The organism is Sphingomonas sp. LR60 (genome assembly GCF_036855935.1).
Taxonomy (GTDB): domain Bacteria; phylum Pseudomonadota; class Alphaproteobacteria; order Sphingomonadales; family Sphingomonadaceae; genus Sphingomonas.
Genome location: NZ_JASPFK010000001.1, coordinates 2277091 through 2293473, shown reverse-complemented (window position 1 = coordinate 2293473; position 16383 = coordinate 2277091). Strand labels below are relative to the sequence as shown.

Annotated in this window: 13 protein-coding genes, 1 tRNA gene and 1 pseudogene; 8 read left to right on the top strand and 7 right to left on the bottom strand. The window is 66.3% G+C overall.

Features of this window, described 5'->3' with window-relative positions:
* From QP166_RS10620 to QP166_RS10595, 6 genes are all read left to right on the top strand, one after another.
* Positions 1-1146, top strand: a complete 1146-nt coding sequence (locus QP166_RS10620) for an acyl-CoA dehydrogenase family protein (protein ID WP_333915882.1) — start codon at positions 1-3, stop codon at positions 1144-1146.
* A 136-nt stretch (positions 1147-1282) separates the two neighbouring features.
* Positions 1283-2326: an enoyl-CoA hydratase/isomerase family protein gene (locus QP166_RS10615; RefSeq protein ID WP_333915881.1), complete on the top strand. Its 1044-nt coding sequence runs from the start codon at positions 1283-1285 to the stop codon at positions 2324-2326.
* A 271-nt stretch (positions 2327-2597) separates the two neighbouring features.
* The gene (locus QP166_RS10610) at positions 2598-3374 is read left to right on the top strand and encodes an enoyl-CoA hydratase (protein ID WP_333915880.1); all 777 of its coding nucleotides are present in this window, start codon (positions 2598-2600) and stop codon (positions 3372-3374) included.
* Between the two features lie 11 nt (positions 3375-3385).
* On the top strand, positions 3386-3655 hold the full coding sequence (locus QP166_RS10605) for a hypothetical protein (RefSeq protein WP_333915879.1): 270 nt from the start codon (positions 3386-3388) through the stop codon (positions 3653-3655).
* On the top strand, positions 3655-4536 hold the full coding sequence (gene mmsB / locus QP166_RS10600; protein WP_333915878.1) for a 3-hydroxyisobutyrate dehydrogenase: 882 nt from the start codon (positions 3655-3657) through the stop codon (positions 4534-4536). Before QP166_RS10605 ends, mmsB begins: the two co-directional genes overlap by 1 nt.
* Before the next feature lie 239 nt (positions 4537-4775).
* Positions 4776-5279 (top strand): hypothetical protein, encoded by a 504-nt coding sequence (locus QP166_RS10595; RefSeq protein ID WP_333915877.1) that lies wholly within the window; start codon positions 4776-4778, stop codon positions 5277-5279.
* Positions 5280-5368: 89 nt separating this feature from the next.
* Here QP166_RS10595 and gltB read toward each other — a convergent pair.
* The 6 genes and pseudogenes from gltB to QP166_RS10565 form a co-directional block, all read right to left on the bottom strand.
* Positions 5369-9891, bottom strand: a pseudogene (gltB, locus tag QP166_RS10590) (glutamate synthase large subunit).
* Positions 9888-10316 (bottom strand): hypothetical protein, encoded by a 429-nt coding sequence (locus QP166_RS10585; protein WP_333915876.1) that lies wholly within the window; start codon positions 10314-10316, stop codon positions 9888-9890. Before QP166_RS10585 ends, gltB begins: the two are co-directional and overlap by 4 nt.
* 50 nt (positions 10317-10366) lie before the next feature.
* Positions 10367-10663 carry a hypothetical protein gene (locus tag QP166_RS10580; protein WP_333915875.1) on the bottom strand — a complete coding sequence of 99 codons (297 nt, stop codon included), beginning with the start codon at positions 10661-10663 and terminating at the stop codon, positions 10367-10369.
* On the bottom strand, positions 10660-12099 hold the full coding sequence (locus tag QP166_RS10575) for an NAD(P)-dependent oxidoreductase (protein WP_333915874.1): 1440 nt from the start codon (positions 12097-12099) through the stop codon (positions 10660-10662). Before QP166_RS10575 ends, QP166_RS10580 begins: the two co-directional genes overlap by 4 nt.
* Positions 12100-12254: 155 nt before the next feature.
* On the bottom strand, positions 12255-13064 hold the full coding sequence (locus tag QP166_RS10570) for an undecaprenyl-diphosphate phosphatase (protein ID WP_333915873.1): 810 nt from the start codon (positions 13062-13064) through the stop codon (positions 12255-12257).
* A 35-nt stretch (positions 13065-13099) separates the two neighbouring features.
* Entirely contained in the window at positions 13100-14029 is a 930-nt protein-coding gene (locus tag QP166_RS10565; RefSeq protein WP_333915872.1) for a complex I NDUFA9 subunit family protein, read from the bottom strand.
* Positions 14030-14200: 171 nt separating this feature from the next.
* On the opposite strand from QP166_RS10565, the gene QP166_RS10560 reads away from it, so the two are divergent.
* Both QP166_RS10560 and QP166_RS10555 read left to right on the top strand, forming a co-directional pair.
* Positions 14201-14287 (top strand) — tRNA-Leu (locus QP166_RS10560).
* Positions 14288-14859: 572 nt separating this feature from the next.
* Complete coding sequence (locus QP166_RS10555; protein ID WP_333915871.1) at positions 14860-15108, top strand: hypothetical protein; 249 nt, start codon at positions 14860-14862, stop codon at positions 15106-15108.
* A 171-nt stretch (positions 15109-15279) separates the two neighbouring features.
* Here the strand turns inward: QP166_RS10555 and QP166_RS10550 are convergent, their stop codons facing one another.
* On the bottom strand, positions 15280-16260 hold the full coding sequence (locus QP166_RS10550) for a methyl-accepting chemotaxis protein (protein ID WP_443027208.1): 981 nt from the start codon (positions 16258-16260) through the stop codon (positions 15280-15282).
* Positions 16261-16383 lie beyond the last annotated feature (123 nt).

Genomic DNA, 16383 nt, shown 5'->3' with positions numbered 1-16383 from the left:
ATGACCGACCAGTTTGATCTGACCGACGAGCAGCGCGAAATTCAGGCGCTTGCCCAGCGCTTTACCGCCGATCGCATCACGCCGTTCGCGGCGGAATGGGACGAAAAGCATATCTTTCCGCGTGATACGATCAAGGCGGCGGCGGAGCTTGGCTTCGCCGCGATCTACGTCAGCGAGGAGAGCGGGGGGATCAACCTGGGGCGGCTGGAGGCGGCGCTGATCATGGAGGCGATGGCCTATGGCTGTCCGACCACCAGTGCGTTCATTTCCATCCACAATATGGCGAGCTGGATCATCGACCGCCACGGTTCGGCAGAGTTGAAGGGCCGGTATTTGCCCGATCTGGTGACGATGGACCGCATCGCCAGCTATTGCCTGACCGAGCCCGGCTCGGGATCGGATGCGGCAGCCCTAAAGACCAGCGCGTACCGCGACGGCGACGAATATATCGTCAACGGGACAAAACAGTTCATCTCCGGTGCCGGAGAAAACGAGCTTTACGTCACGATGGTGCGCACCGGTGCCGAAGGTCCGAAAGGCATCTCCTGCCTGGTCATCGAGAAGGACATGCCCGGCGTTTCGTTCGGCGCGAACGAGCGCAAGCTGGGCTGGCATGCGCAGCCGACACGCGCGGTGACGTTCGACAATGTCCGCGTGCCGGTCGCAAATCGCGTCGGGCAGGAAGGCGAGGGGTTCCGCTTCGCGATGGCCGGGCTGGATGGCGGGCGGCTCAACATCGGGGCGTGCTCGCTGGGCGGAGCGCAGCGTTGTCTCGACGAGACGATCACCTATACGAAGGACCGCAAGCAGTTCGGAACGGCGGTGAGCGATTTCCAGAACACGCAGTTCATGCTCGCCGATATGGAGACCGAGCTGCAGGCGGCGCGGTGCCTGCTCTACGTCGCTGCCGCCAAGGTCAGCGCCAACGCGCCCGACAAGACGCGCTTCGCGGCGATGGCGAAGCGGCTGGCGACCGACACCGGATCGAGCGTGGTCGATCGCGCGCTGCAACTGCATGGCGGCTACGGATATCTGATGGACTATCCGATCGAGCGCTTCTGGCGCGACCTGCGGGTGCATTCGATCTTGGAAGGCACCAATCAGGTGATGCGGATGATCATCGGGCGCGAATTGGTGCGGCATTGATGGGTGAGGGGTAACCGATCGCGGTGCGATCGTGCGAGCCCCGGGCTCGCCCACCCTCACCCAACCTTCGCTAGGCGGCGGTGCCGCCAAGCTGCGGTATCCCTCTCCCCTTCCAGGGGCGAGGGCAGGAGAGATGATGACGCAGGATTTGATTACGATCGTGGAAGGCCCGGTCGGGCGCATCCGGCTCAACCGGCCGAAGGCATTGCACGCGCTCAACACCGAGATGTGCCAGAACATCCTCGACGCGCTCGAGGCGTGGCGCGGCGAGGCGGCGGTGCGATGCGTCGTCATCGATCATGCCGAGGGACGCGGCTTCTGCGCGGGCGGCGATATCCGGATGCTTGCAGGTAGGGGTGCCGGCGACGGCGCGGAGGCGCGCGCCTTCTTCCACACCGAATATCGCATGAACCATCGGCTGTTCACCTATGTGAAGGACACGGTGGCCTTCATGGATGGCGTGACGATGGGCGGCGGGGTCGGGGTGTCGCAGCCGTGCCGCTACCGCGTCGCGACCGAGCATACGCGGTTGGCGATGCCGGAGACCGGGATCGGCCTGTTCCCCGATGTCGGCGGCGGCTGGTACCTGTCGCGATTGCCGGGGCGGATCGGCCAGTATCTGGCGCTGACCGGCGCGCGGCTGGATGGCGCGGAGGCGCTCGCGCTGGGGCTGGCGACGCATTATCTGGCCGCCGCGCGGGTCGAAGAGGCCAAGGCGCGGATCGTCGCCGAGCCGGAGGCGATCGAGGCGACGCTGTCCGGACTGGCCGAGCAAGCACCAGCGGCGAAGCTGCTCGCGCAGCGTGACATGATCGACCGGCTGTTCGCGTCCGACGAGTTGGAGGAAGTGCTGGCCACCTTGCAGGCGGACGGCGGAGAATTTCCGCAGGCGACGCTGGCGACGCTCGCGACCAAGTCACCGCAGGCGATGAAGGTGTCGCTAAAATTGCTCAAGGACGCCGCGGGGATGGCGAGCTTCGCCGACGAGATGCGGCAGGAATATGCCGTCGCGTGTCGCGTCGTGCAAAGGCCGGATTTCGCCGAGGGCGTCCGCGCGCTGATCGTCGACAAGGACAATGCCCCGCGCTGGGAGCCGGCGAGCGTGGAAGGGGTGAGCGACCATATGATCGACCGCATCTTCGCGCCGCTGCCGGAGGATGAGGCGTGGACGGCGGGGTGATCGGGGTGCTGCGCGGCTCGCGCACTTTGCACCGCTCGTGCTGAGCTTGGCGAAGGGCGGGAAACGGGGCACGTGCTTCGACAAGCTCAGCACGAACGGGTGGGGAGCGACTGCTCCGAGGACGCGGTCGCCCCTGTGCAGGCACGGACCCATGTCTGTGGCGTACCGCGCAGTGTCGGACACATGTATGGCGTGCTTGTGTCGTGCCGATGGCTCTAGATTAGACAGCGATAGGCCCCTGCCTGCGCAGGGGTGACGGAGGTAAGGCGATATGCCGCAATACGAAACACTGTTGGTCGAACAGCGCGGGCGTGTGACGCTGATCACGCTCAACCGGCCGAAGGCGCTCAATGCGCTCAATTCGCAGGTGCTCGCCGACCTGCTCGCCGCGCTTGCCGCTTTCGACGCCGACACCACGCAGGGCTGCGCGGTGCTGACCGGCAGCGAGAAGGCGTTCGCGGCCGGCGCGGATATCAAAGAGATGTCGGCGCAGGGCTTCGCCGACATGTACGGCGGCAATTTCTTCGGCGGCTACGAGCGGCTGACGCAGACGCGCAAGCCGATCATCGCCGCGGTCGCGGGCTATGCGTTGGGCGGCGGGTGCGAGTTGGCGATGATGTGCGACTTCATCCTCGCCGCCGATACCGCCAAGTTCGGCCAGCCGGAGATCAAGCTGGCGGTGACGCCGGGCATGGGCGGTTCGCAGCGACTGGCGCGCGCGGTCGGCAAGGCCAAGGCGATGGAGATGTGCCTGACCGGACGGATGATCGACGCCGCCGAGGCGGAACGCGCCGGGCTGGTCAGCCGTATCGTTCCGGCGGCCGAGCTGGTCGAGGAAGCGGTGAAGACCGCACAGACGATCGCCGGCATGGCGCCACTGGCGGTGCTGGCGAACAAGGAAATGGTCAACGCCGCGTTCGAGACGACCTTGGCGCAGGGCGTGCAGTTCGAACGCCGGTTGTTCCACGGGCTGTTCGGGACCGCCGACCAGAAGGAAGGCATGGCGGCGTTCGTCGAGAAGCGCCCCGGCCAATGGACGGGCAAATAGGAGAAGCGACCATGACCGTGATTATCCTGGTGCTGCTGGCGATCGTCGTCGCGGGCGCGGCGGCGGTCCGTTTCCCGCGCTGGGGCGCGGTGAAGGCGGCGGTGGTCGTCGGGCTGATCGGCGCGGCGGCGATGATCGTCGCGATGCTGGCGTCGGTGTCGGCGCGGTTCGAAGCGGTGGCGATCACCTTCGTCGGGACGTTCGTCGGCGTCGCGGTGCTGGCGTTGATCGGCGCGGGGATCGCGACGCTGTTGCGTCCGCGCCGAGCGAGGATCGCGTGATGGCGCGCGTCGGCTTCATCGGGCTCGGCAACATGGGTGGCGGGATGGCCGCCAACCTCGCGAAGAAGGGGCATGACGTCCGCGCCTTCGATCTGTCGGCGGCGGCGCTGGATGCGGCCAAGGCGGCGGGATGCCTGCCGGTCGCATCGGCGCACGAGGCCGCCGACGGCGCGGAGGCGGTGGTGACGATGTTGCCTGCCGGGAGCCATGTCGCGCAGGTCTATGCCGAGAGCCTGTCCGACGTGGCGGTCGATACGGTGCTGATCGATTGTTCGACGATCGACCTCGCCACCGCGCGACGGATCGCAAGCGAGGCCGCGGCGCGCGGAATCGCCGCGGTCGATGCGCCGGTGTCGGGCGGGATCGCGGCGGCGCAGGCGGGGACGCTGACCTTCATGGTCGGCGGCCCGGCGGCGGCGTTCGAGCGGGCACGGCCGTTCCTGGAGGATATGGGCAAGGCGGTGATCCATGCCGGCGACAGCGGCGCAGGGCAGGTCGCCAAGATGTGCAACAATCTGATCCTCGGCGCGACGATGGCGGCGACGTGCGAGGCGTTCGCGCTGGCGGAGAAGCTCGGGCTGGATGCGCAGACCTTCTACGACATTTCCAGCAAGGCGACCGGACAGAGCTGGTCGATGACGTCCTATTGTCCGGTGCCGGGGGTCGGGCCGGAATCGCCGGCCGATCGGGAATATAAGGGCGGGTTTGCGGGCGCGCTGATGCTCAAGGATCTGGAGCTGGCGATGGCGGCGGCCGACGGCGCGGCGGCGCAGGTGCCGATGGGGACGCGCGCGCGCGATCTGTACCGGGCGTTCGTGGATGCGGGGCAGGGCGGGCTGGATTTTTCGGGAATCATCCGGATGCTGGAGACGCCGCGGTAAGTTGCCCGTCATCCCGGACATGGGGGCCGCGGTTCCGCTTTTTCCTCGTTCGACGGGGAGGAGGAAGCCGGGTTTCGGATCAAGTTCGGTGGCGACGAAGGTCAGCGTTTCTGCGAGATTCCGTCATTGCGAGCGTAGCGACGCAATCCAGGGCGTCCTGGTCCGACCCTGGATTGCTTCGCTGCGCTCGCAATGACGGGTTATGGACGGGGCACTCTCCTCGTGCCACCTGCGCCGACATGCCGCCTGCCCTGATCGCCGTGCTCGTCACGTTCGTCTCCTTTCTGATCGGGCTGACGATGCCCGATCTCGACCTGCGGCTGTGGCTCGGGCATCGGAGCGCGCTGACCCACAGCATCGTGCCGGCCTGTGCGTTGCTGGCGCGGCGGCGGTGGTATCCGGCGGCCTGTGGCGTCGGGGCCGGGACCGGGCTGCACCTTGCCGCGGACACGTTTCCGAACCGGATGATCGGCTATGCGACGGTCAAGCTGCCGTTCGTCGGTGCGCTGTCGGCGGGGGCGTCGTATCTGTGGCTCGCGACCAATGCGGTGGCCGCGCTGGCGCTGGCGGCGTGGCTCGCGCGGCGGCTTCATGCGCCGGCTACCGCGGCGTTGCTGACGCTCGCGGTGCTGGTGGCCGGGATCGGGTATCTGTGGCGCACCGATGGTGGCTGGCCGGTGCTGGCGCTGGCCGGGGGAGTGCTGTGGCTGGTGTTGTGGCGGTGGCGGCGTGTCTCGCCTTGAACGTCATTGCGAGCGTAGCGAAGCAATCCAGGGCCGGATCAGGACGCCCTGGATTGCTTCGCTGCGCTCGCAATGACGTGACGCAGATCCTACTCTGCCGCCTCCAGCGTCTCGGCATCGTCGAGCGGGTGGCTGAGCCGGGTGAGCATCTCACGCGGGATCACCTGCCAGAACGAACCGACCACGCGGTCCCAGTCGTCGATCAGCCCGCGCGACCAGCGGCTGTCGGTCACGGCGGCATGTTCGGCGATCAGCCCGCGCAGCCTCTCTTCCCAATGGGCGGCGGCGACGCGTTGCCACACGATGTTCTCGGGATTGGCGCGGCGCGCGAAGCTGCCGGTCGGGTCGTAGACGAACGCCATCCCGCCGGTCATCCCGGCGCCGAAGTTCGCGCCGACCTCGCCCAGCACCACCGCGGTGCCGCCGGTCATATACTCGCAGCCGTTCGCGCCGCAGCCCTCGACCACCACGGTCGCGCCGGAATTGCGGACCGCGAAGCGCTCGCCGGCCTGACCCGCCGCGAACAGCTTGCCGCTGGTCGCGCCGTACAGGACGGTGTTGCCGAGGATCGTATTGTCCTGGCTGCGCAGCGGTGACGACACCGCGGGGCGGACGACGATCTTGCCGCCCGACAGCCCCTTGCCGACATAATCGTTGGCGTCGCCGAAGACCTCCAGCGTGACGCCGCTGCACAGGAACGCGCCCAGCGACTGGCCCGCCGAGCCGCGCAGCCGGATCGTGACATGGTTCTCGGCCAGCTTGGACATGCCGAAGGTGCGGGTGATCTCGCTCGACAGTCGCGTGCCGACCGCGCGGTGCGTGTTGCGCACCGAATAGGTGAGCTGCATCTTCTCGCCGCGCGAGAAGACCGCCGCGGCATCCTTGATGATCTGCGCATCGAGGCTGTCGGGCACCTCGTTGCGGAACGTCGACAGGCTGAACCGGCGCTCGGCGTCGGTCGCATCGACCTTCGCGAGGATCGGGTTCAGGTCTAGGTCGTCGAGATGCTCGGCGCCACGGCTGACCTGCCGCAGCAATTCGGTGCGGCCGATCACGTCGTCGAGCGAACGGACGCCCAGCCGCGCGAGGATGTCGCGGACTTCCTCGGCGATGAAGGTCATCAGGTTGATGACCTTCTCAGGCGTGCCGACGAACTTGCCCCGCAATGCCTCGTCCTGCGTGCAGACGCCGACCGGGCAGGTGTTGCTGTGGCACTGGCGCACCATGATGCAGCCCATCGCCACGAGGCTGAGCGTGCCGATGCCGAACTCTTCCGCGCCCAGGATCGCGGCGATCACGATGTCGCGGCCAGTCTTCAGCCCGCCGTCCGCGCGCAGCTTGATCCGACCGCGCAGCCCGTTGAGCGTCAGCACTTGGTTGACCTCGGACAGCCCCATTTCCCAGGGCGTGCCCGCATATTTGATGCTCGTCTGCGGCGAGGCGCCCGTACCGCCGACGTGGCCGCTCACCAGGATGACGTCGGCGTGAGCCTTGGCCACGCCCGCCGCGACCGTGCCGATGCCGGCCGACGACACCAGCTTGACGCAGACGCGGGCGCGCGGGTTGATCTGCTTCAGGTCGTAGATGAGCTGCGCCAGATCCTCGATCGAATAGATGTCGTGGTGCGGCGGCGGCGAGATCAGCGTCACGCCTGGCGTCGCATGGCGCAGCTTGGCGATGAACTCGGTGACCTTGAAGCCGGGCAGCTGCCCGCCCTCGCCGGGCTTGGCGCCCTGCGCGACCTTGATCTCGATCTCCTCGCAGGCATTGAGATACTCGGCCGTCACGCCGAAGCGGCCCGACGCGACCTGCTTGATGACCGAGTTCGCGTTGTCGCCATTGTCGTACGGCGTGTAGCGGATCTTGTCCTCGCCGCCTTCGCCGGACACCGCCTTCGCGCCGATGCGGTTCATCGCGATCGCCAGCGTCTCGTGCGCCTCGGGCGACAGCGCGCCGAGCGACATACCCGGCGTCACGAAGCGCTTGCGGATTTCGGTGATCGCCTCGACCTGATCGACCGGCACGCCTTCGTTCGGGAAGTTGAACTGGAGCAGGTCGCGCAGGTAGATCGGCGGCAGGTCCGACACCCCGCGCGAGAATTGCAGGTAGCTGGAATAGCTGTCCGTCGACACCGCGGTCTGCAGCAGATGCATCAGCTGCGCCGAATAGGCATGCGCCTCGCCATTGTGGCGCTGGCGATAGAAACCGCCGATCGGCAGCGTCGCCACCGCCTGATCGAATGCCGCCTCGTGACGGTCGGTCGCGTTGACGTGCAGTGAGGCATAGCCCTCGCCGCTGATCTTGGCGGGCATCCCGGGGAAGAGGTCGTTGACCAGCGCACGGCTGAGGCCGACCGCCTCGAAATTATAGCCGCCGCGGTACGAGGAGATGACCGCGATCCCCATCTTCGACAGGATCTTGAGCAGCCCTTCCTCGATCGCTTTCTTGTGGCGGGTGGTGCATTCCTCCATCGACAATTTGCCGAACAGCCCGCGCGCATGGCGGTCGGCGATCGCCGCTTCGGCCAGGTAGGCGTTCACGGTCGTCGCGCCGACGCCGATCAGCACCGCATAATAATGCGTGTCGAGGCATTCCGCCGCGCGGACGTTGATCGAGGCATAGGAGCGCAGGCCGCGGCGGACGAGATGCGTGTGCACGGCCGCGGCCGCCAGCACGCCGGGGATCGCGACGCGGTCTTCGCCGATCCGCTCGTCGGTGAGGAACAGCTCGCTCTTGCCCTCACGCACCGCCTGTTCGGCCTGGTTGCGGATGCGCTGGATCGCGGCGCGGAGCCGTTCCGCGCCACCCCGGTCTCGAAGGTGCAGTCGATATCGGCGGCGGCGTTGCCGAAATACGCCTTCAGCCGCGCCCAGTCGGTCGAGGTCAGCACCGGGCTGTCGAGCACCAGCACGCGCTCGCGCCGATCCTCGGTATCGAGGATATTCGCGAGATTGCCGAAGCGCGTCTTCAGCGACATGACGTAGCGCTCGCGCAGCGGGTCGATCGGCGGATTGGTGACCTGCGCGAAATTCTGCCGGAAGAACTGGCTGATGAGGCGTGGCTTGTCGGAGATGACCGCCAGCGGCGTGTCGTCGCCCATCGAGCCGATCGCTTCCTTGCCGGTCTCGACCATTGGCGACAGGATCAGCTCCATGTCCTCGATCGTCTGCCCGGCCGCGACCTGCCGCCGCGCCAGATCGGGACGGTCATACCGGGTGACGCTGTCGGCGGGGGCGGGGGGCAGATCGGCCATCGTCGAGAACTCGCCGATCATCGCGGCATAATCCTGTTCGCCGGCGATCCGGTCCTTGACCTCACGGTCGAGCAGCACGCGGCCTTCCTGGAGGTCGACCGCGATCATCTGCCCCGGCCCGAGCCGGCCCTTGGCGAGCACGGTGCTTTCCGGCACCACGACCATCCCGGCCTCCGATCCGACGATCAGCAAGCCATCGGCAGTCTGCGTGTAGCGCAGCGGACGCAGCGCGTTGCGGTCGACCCCGCCGACCGCCCAGCGTCCGTCGGTCATCGCCAGCGCGGCCGGGCCGTCCCATGGCTCCATGACCGAGGCGAGATATTGGTACATCGCCGCGTGGCTTTCAGGCGTGTCGGTGTTCTTCTGCCATGCCTCGGGCACCAGCATCAGCTTGGCGGTCGGCGCATCGCGGCCCGAGCGGCAGATCGCCTCGAACGTCGCGTCGAGTGCAGCGGTGTCGGACGCACCCGCCGGGATCACCGGCTTGATGTCCTCCGAATGTTCACCGAACGCGATCGACGCCATGCGGATCTCGTGGCTGAGCATCCAGTTCTTGTTGCCGCGGATCGTGTTGATCTCGCCGTTGTGCGCGAGGCAGCGGAACGGCTGCGCCAGCCACCATTGCGGGAAAGTGTTGGTGGAATAACGCTGGTGGAAGATCGCGACGCGGCTCTCGAAGCGCGCATCGGTCAGGTCCGGGTAGAAGACCGACAGGCTCTCGGCGAGGAACAGCCCCTTGTAGATGATCGAGCGGCACGACAGCGAACAGACGTAGAAGCCCTGGATCTGCGCCGCGATCACGCGCTTTTCGATCCGGCGGCGGACGAGATAGAGGTTCTTCTCGAATTCCTCGGCCGACACGTCGCCGGGCAGGGGGCCGGCGATCATGATCTGCTCGATCTCGGGACGCGTCGACTGCGCCTTCATGCCGATCACTGAGACGTCAACCGGCACCTGACGCCAGCCATAGATGGTGTAGCCCGCGCCGATCACCTCGGATTCGACGATCGTGCGGCAGGTTTCCTGCGCCGACAGATCGGTGCGCGGCAGGAACACCATGCCGACCGCAAGTCGGTTCGGCATCGCCTTATGCCCGCTGGCGGCGACGCAATCGTCGAAGAAGCGCACCGGCAGGTCGACGTGGATGCCCGCGCCGTCGCCGGTCTTGCCATCGGCGTCGACCGCGCCGCGGTGCCACACCGCCTTGAGCGCGTCGATCGCGGACTGAACGACGCGGCGCGACGGCTTGCCATCGGTCGCGGCGACGAGGCCGACGCCGCAGGCGTCGCCCTCGAATTCGGGGCGGTACATGCCGTGTTCGGCAAGATGGGCGCGGCGGGCGTCGAGGGTGTCGGTCATGAGGTCTGGCCCTTCATCAGGTCATGTCGTTCGATTGCGCGCTCGATCCGCGCGGCAGCGTCGAAAAGGAACGGGAAGTGTCCGATCGCGGCGCGCAGGCGCGCGACACGATCCACTGCCTCGGTCGGATATTCGTGCACCAGCTCGTTCCGAAGCATGACGATCGCAAGCCAGCGATCGGCATCGTCCAGAACGTCGAGCTCTTCCATCCGGTGTCCGATGTCGAGCGGGTACAGCCCTTTAAGCCGGACGCCCAATGCCCGTAAGGTCGTGCGAAAGAGCGCATTTAGCGTGTCTTGCAGCTGCTCGAACTCCTTGAGGACGGCAACGCTTGCCACGCGCGCTACCACCGGGAGTTCAGCGAAGGCATCGGGATTTTCAGGAAGTTCCGGGAGAAGCCCGAGTGCATCGTGTGCGGAGATCATCAGCGCTCGAAGCGAGTGCAAAAGATCTTCAAAGATTTCCGACTCTGGAGTCACAACGCCAGCCCGTCGCGATAGGCAATGCGCTCGAACCCGCGTGGTGCCTTGCCACGCTGCGTCACGATCACGTCAACCTTTTGCGGGGGAATCTGGCGAAACAGTAAATCCTCGAACACGCCGCGCGCGCGCCACTCGTCATCCAGAGGATCTGCCTCGACATGCAGATCAATATCGCCACCGCGCAGGTCGTCGTGGACGCGGCTGCCGAACAGGCGCACGACGGCCGAGGCGCCGAACGCCTCGCGCGCGGCCTCCTTGATCGCCGCGACATAGTCCGGCGGCAACCTCATGCCGCCACCTTCGCATCCTTGGCCTTCGCCTTCAAATATTTGTGCATCGTCGCCGCCACATCGCGCCCGTCGCGGATCGCCCAGACGACCAGCGACGCGCCGCGGACGATATCGCCCGCCGCGAACACGCCGTCGAGCGAGGTCATCAGCGTCTTGCTGTCGACCAGCACCGTGCCCCAGCGCGTCACGCCCAGTTCGGGTGCGCCCCACAGCTTCGGCAGTTCCTCGGCGTCGAAGCCGAGCGCCTTGATGACCAGATCGGCGGGCATGTCCTCGGCCGCGCCGGGATCGACCTCTGGCGCGCGACGGCCGCTGGCGTCGGGCGCGCCGAGCCGCATCCGGTTGGCGCGCACCGTCGTCGCATCGCCGTCCTCACCCGCGAAGCTCGCGGGGGCGGAGAGCCAGACGAACTCGACGCCTTCTTCCTCGGCGTTGGCGACCTCGCGCTGCGAGCCGGGCATGTTGGCGCGGTCGCGGCGGTAGAGGCACTTCACCGATGTCGCGCCCTGACGGATCGCGGTACGGACGCAGTCCATCGCAGTGTCGCCGCCGCCGATCACGACGACGTTCTTGCCGGCAGCGTTCAGCCGGCCGTCCTCAAATTCGGGGACCGCATCGCCGAAGCTCTTGCGGTTGGACGCGGTCAGATAGTCGAGCGCGGCGACGACGCCGTTCAGGTCATTGCCCGCGACGTCGATCGCGCGCGCCTTGTAGACGCCGGTGGCGATCAGCAGCGCATCGTGGCGCGACCGCAACTCGTCGAGCGTGGCGTCGCGGCCGACCTCGAAGCCTTCGTGGAAGACGATGCCACCGGCCTTGAGCCGCTCGACGCGGCGCATCACGACCGGCTTCTCGAGCTTGAAGCCGGGGATGCCATAGGTCAGCAGTCCGCCGGCGCGATCGTGGCGATCGTAGACGTGCACCTCGTAGCCGTGGCCGCGCAAATATTCGGCGGCGCTGAGGCCGGCCGGGCCGGCACCGATCACGCCGACCGACTGACCGCGCGCCGGGCCGGGGACGAGCGGTTCGACCCAGCCTTCTTCCCACGCGGTGTCGGTGATGAATTTCTCGACCGAGCCGATCGTCACCGCACCGTGGCCGCTGAACTCGATGACGCAATTGCCCTCGCACAGACGGTCCTGCGGGCAGATGCGGCCACAGATCTCCGGCATGGTCGAAGTGGCGTTGCTCAGCTCATAGGCTTCGCGCAGCCGGCCCTCGGCGGTCAGGCGCAACCAGTCGGGAATGTGATTGTGGAGCGGGCAATGCACCGAGCAATAGGGCACGCCGCATTGCGAACAACGCCCGGCCTGGTCCTCGGCAGCGGGGATCGCATAGCGCTCGGCGATCTCGCGGAAATCCTCGGCGCGCGCATCGGCGGCGCGCTTGGCCGGATAGGATTGCGGGCGTTCAACGAACTTGAGCATGTCGGCCATCGGTGTCCTCCGATCGCCGACCTCTCACACGATTTGCGCGCTGTCACGAGCAATTCGGCATTTACGACAGTGTAGCTAACCTATAAAATCGGATTCTGACTGAGTAGCTGCGACTAGCTTGCAAGAAGACCTATAAATAAGGTCCGATTTGATGCTTACCGCATCGCCAATGCTGCGAGAGCCACCACACCGACCACAATTCGATACCAGGCGAACGGTGCGAAGCCATGCTTGGTGACGATCGCCATGAACCAGCGGATCACCACCATCGCGACCACGAACGAAATGACGAAGCCGATCGCAATCGCGGAAAGGTGGGCGTTGCCGAGATCATGCCGGCTCTTCCACAGGGCGAGCGTGGTCGCGCCCATCATCGTCGGGATCGCGAGGAAGAAGCTGAACTCGGCGGCGGTCTCCTGATCGACGCCCATCGCGCGCGCGCCCATGATCGTTGCGCCCGAGCGGCTGACGCCGGGGATCATCGAGAGGCACTGCACCACGCCGATCGACAGCGCGGTCTTCCAGCGCATCGTTTCGACCGATCCGGGGACGGCGTGCGGCGCGACGCGCTCGATGAACAGGATCGCGATACCGCCGACGATCAGCGCGACCGCGACGACAAACGGGCCGGTCCCCGGCGCCTCGAGCACCGCGCGGATCGCGGAATAAGCGATCGCGCCGACGACGGCTGAGGGCAGGAAGCCGAGCAGGACGTTGCGCGTGAACTGGATCGCCTGCGGTTCGCGGCGGAGCAGCCCGGCGCCGACGCGCATGAAGCGGCCCCAGAACAGCACGACCACCGCAAGGATCGCGCCGAGCTGGATGACGATATCGAAGGTCGCATCACCTTCCGACAGCCCGAGCAGCGAACCCGCGAGCACGAGATGGCCCGTGGAGGAAACCGGCAGGAATTCGGTGACCCCCTCGACGATGCCGAGCAGGATGATGGTAAGAAGGTCGTTCACGCGCGGTCCTCGTCAATGGATGGCCGCGACAGGGTTCAGCCTGCCGCGCGTTCGATCATGCCGAAACGGCCCGCCTTGCGGTACCGGACGAGCCACTCGGGGGCGACCGCGTCGAGCGGCGTCGCGCCGATCCCGAGCGCGATCAGGCCTTCAGCCCCGTTGGTGACGACGCTGTCATGCCCGAGCATCTTCCACTGGTCGGCGGTGATCGGCGTTCCGGGCAGCGCGGCGAGCACACCGCCGAGCGCATCGGGCAATGGCGCGAAATGCGGCGCCCGACCGATGTGGCGCGCGATCCGCTGGTGCAGCTCCAGCATCGTCAACACTTCCGGCCCGCCGAGTTCGAAGGTGCGGCCACCGAAGGTTTCGGGATCGGACAGCGCGGTCACTGCGGCACGGGCGACGTCGCCGACGAATACCGGCTGGAAGCGCGCCGACGGCTTGAGCACCGGCACCACCGGCAGCCGCGCGATCATCCCGGCGAAGCGGTTCACGAACTGATCCTCGCGGCCGAAGACGGTCGAGGGGCGCAGGATCGTCGCGGATGGGCAGGCGGCACGCACCGCATCCTCGCCCTTGCCCTTGGTCTGCGCATAGAGCGAGTCGCCGCCCGCATCGGCGCCGATCGCCGAGACATGGACGAGCGCCGCGCCGTTCTTCGCCGCCGCTTCCGCGACATGCCGCGCGCCATCAACATGCACGCGCGCCAGATTGCCCGCGAACGTGCCGACCAGGTTCACGACGCCGTCCGCGCCGTGAACCGCGTTGGCGATCGTCTCTGGCCGTGTCACGTCGACCGCGACGAATTGCGTCTGCCCGAGCCCGCCCTGCGGCTTCAGGAAGAATGCCTGTCGCGGGTCGCGCTGCGCGATGCGCACCCGCGCGCCCGCCGACAGCAGCGCCTGCGCGATGTAGCGGCCGAGGAAACCCCCGCCGCCGATCAGCGTCACCAGCTTGTTGTCCATGCCGTCCTTCATCTCGAAAGCCCTTTAGCTCTGCGCGTGCCTTGCCCGCCGCACCCTGCGTTGACAAGGTTTAGCCGCTTTCCATGCCGCGCTGCAAAAAAGTGACAGATGCGAGACAAAATCGTGTTGACACCCCCAGCACCCGCCCATAGAGGCACCGGCCTACCCCGTGCCCAGATGGCGGAATTGGTAGACGCACCAGCTTCAGGTGCTGGCGACCGCAAGGTCGTGGAGGTTCGAGTCCTCTTCTGGGCACCATTTCCGGCCGCAGGCCGGACGCCACTTTATGTGGCGCTACCGCCGTTCGGTGGATCGAGCTTAAGCCTTTCGCGCTGTTCTGTCTTTAGCATTTCGGTTCACCGCAAGCGGGCGCGGTCAGCATCGCTGCACATGCGCGTCTTGTATCCGGCCCGCATGTTTTAGCTGCGTGACGGGCGTTTAGCGCGCCGCGACGAAGCTTCGAAAGCTTCAACCATCATTATGACGGCTAGCCGCGAACGGCTAACGGACTTTGAGAAGAGGCAAAAACGAGGGTATTCCCGTTATTGTCCCACTATGAAACATCCGTAAAAAACCGCGTAGGATCAAACAGCGAAGAGAGTCATTTAGGTTACTAGAAAGTCTAGATGACAGGTGCTCCTATCAGCTTGAACACATCTTGTGACGAAGATGCACGGGGATCGCTCTGGCTGGAAGAGGAATGTTCCTAAGTGTCGGTGACCCTTTACTCCCCGGCACCCATTCCCTCCAACGAACATGCCCGCAACGTCGCTGCTCGAGAGTCCGGGTTACTTGATCGCGTGAACGATCCGCGGCTGAACGCGATTGCGATGGCAGCGCGGAAGGTCGTCAACGCCGATTGGGCGGGGGTCGCAGTGATCGTTGACGATCTGCAGATCGTGGTTGCTTCATCGGGCGGGCAATTGGGACGCTACGACCGGGCGCGATCGATGTCCGCGCACGCACTCGTCGCGCCGGCCGATCTGTTTTGCGTGCCCGACACGATGACCGACGACCGGTTTGGCTCGAACCCGTTCGTTCGCGTCGGCTTGATCCGTTTTTTGCCGCAGCGCCGATAGTCAATGCCGCCGGGCTCGCGGTTGGGGTGTTGTGCGTCTCCAGCAGGACAGTGCGCACGCCGGTCGACGAGATCGAGGCACAGGCGCTGCGAACGCTCGCCATGCGGGTCCTTGAGCCGCCCGCCGGTACCGTCTGACCGGCGACAATCGTCCGTCGACAGTCTTGTAAGATCAGGCAGCCATCGCCGCGAGCACATCGCTGTCGGAGGCGAGATGATCCTCGATAACGCAGCGGAAGTTCAGCCCTGCAACGCCATGATCGCTCGGCACCGTTGCCTGCGCGACCACCAGCCGATCGAGCGATTGGACGCGGCCGCCGGGCGCATCGATCGCGAAAGGATGCCGCTCATGGAAGCGGCGCGTTCCTGTAGTGGCGACCACACGGCCCTGCGAATCGACGATCGAGATCGTGGCGCGTTGTGAGGAGCGGTTCATCACGTCGATCAACCGCGCAACCTGCCCCTCGAAGTCATATTCGAGATAGCAGACCCCGATCGTCACGCCCTCCACCACGACCGGCGCGACGAAGATCAACACTTTGCGGTCATGTGACCAGGGATTGGGCCACACCTCGTCGGTGGCCCAACCGTTGGGCAGCGGTCCATCCATCACGCCGCGAAACTGGCTGTAGTTTTCGAAGCGCACCGTGCGCACCGCGGCATTGTCGTGCGCGCACACCCCGACCTGACCATCGGCCGCGACGACGAAGGCGTTGAGGAAGTAGGGTGAGAATCCGAGCAGCGATCGCATCCGCTCCAGCGCGCGCGTTTCGGCGCGCACGTCGCCGGGCAGCAACAGGCTCTCGCGTACGGCATGATCGCTCGCCAGAACCCGAACGTCGATCGTGCGGTCGAACAACGTGCGTGACAGCGCGTCGGCGATCGACTGCGCGAGTTCACCCAGCCGGCCGCCTTCGAGTTCACGGACCAGGTCGGCGGCGATTTCGCTGCCTTGATGCAGGCGTCCGAGCAATTCTTCGCGGAAGGCGCGCGACGAACTGCTCGCCTGTGCCGCCAATGTCTTCACTTCCTGCGCGACGACACCGAAGCCGCGCCCGGCCTCACCCGATCGCGCAGCCTCGATCGCTGCATTGAGCGCCAGGAGCCGCGTCTGCCCCGCGATCGCCTCGGATCGATCCGCATGAGCAGCCACATCGGCGCTCAATAGCGACAAGAGAGACCGGATTCGGCGCGGCATGAAAGCTCCATCGATGGTCGGTCCGGTCTAGAAGCGCCGGGTTAACCAATAGTATGGAAGCTGCTTTTCGGGATGAAA

Coding starts and splice junctions, on each gene's coding strand:
- QP166_RS10620 (WP_333915882.1), top strand. CDS start 1: ATGACCGACCAGTTTGATCTGACCGACGAGCAGCGCGAAATTCAGGCG.
- QP166_RS10615 (WP_333915881.1), top strand. CDS start 1,283: ATGACGCAGGATTTGATTACGATCGTGGAAGGCCCGGTCGGGCGCATC.
- QP166_RS10610 (WP_333915880.1), top strand. CDS start 2,598: ATGCCGCAATACGAAACACTGTTGGTCGAACAGCGCGGGCGTGTGACG.
- QP166_RS10605 (WP_333915879.1), top strand. CDS start 3,386: ATGACCGTGATTATCCTGGTGCTGCTGGCGATCGTCGTCGCGGGCGCG.
- mmsB (WP_333915878.1), top strand. CDS start 3,655: ATGGCGCGCGTCGGCTTCATCGGGCTCGGCAACATGGGTGGCGGGATG.
- QP166_RS10595 (WP_333915877.1), top strand. CDS start 4,776: ATGCCGCCTGCCCTGATCGCCGTGCTCGTCACGTTCGTCTCCTTTCTG.
- QP166_RS10585 (WP_333915876.1), bottom strand. CDS start 10,316: ATGATCTCCGCACACGATGCACTCGGGCTTCTCCCGGAACTTCCTGAA.
- QP166_RS10580 (WP_333915875.1), bottom strand. CDS start 10,663: ATGAGGTTGCCGCCGGACTATGTCGCGGCGATCAAGGAGGCCGCGCGC.
- QP166_RS10575 (WP_333915874.1), bottom strand. CDS start 12,099: ATGGCCGACATGCTCAAGTTCGTTGAACGCCCGCAATCCTATCCGGCC.
- QP166_RS10565 (WP_333915872.1), bottom strand. CDS start 14,029: ATGGACAACAAGCTGGTGACGCTGATCGGCGGCGGGGGTTTCCTCGGC.
- QP166_RS10555 (WP_333915871.1), top strand. CDS start 14,860: ATGGCAGCGCGGAAGGTCGTCAACGCCGATTGGGCGGGGGTCGCAGTG.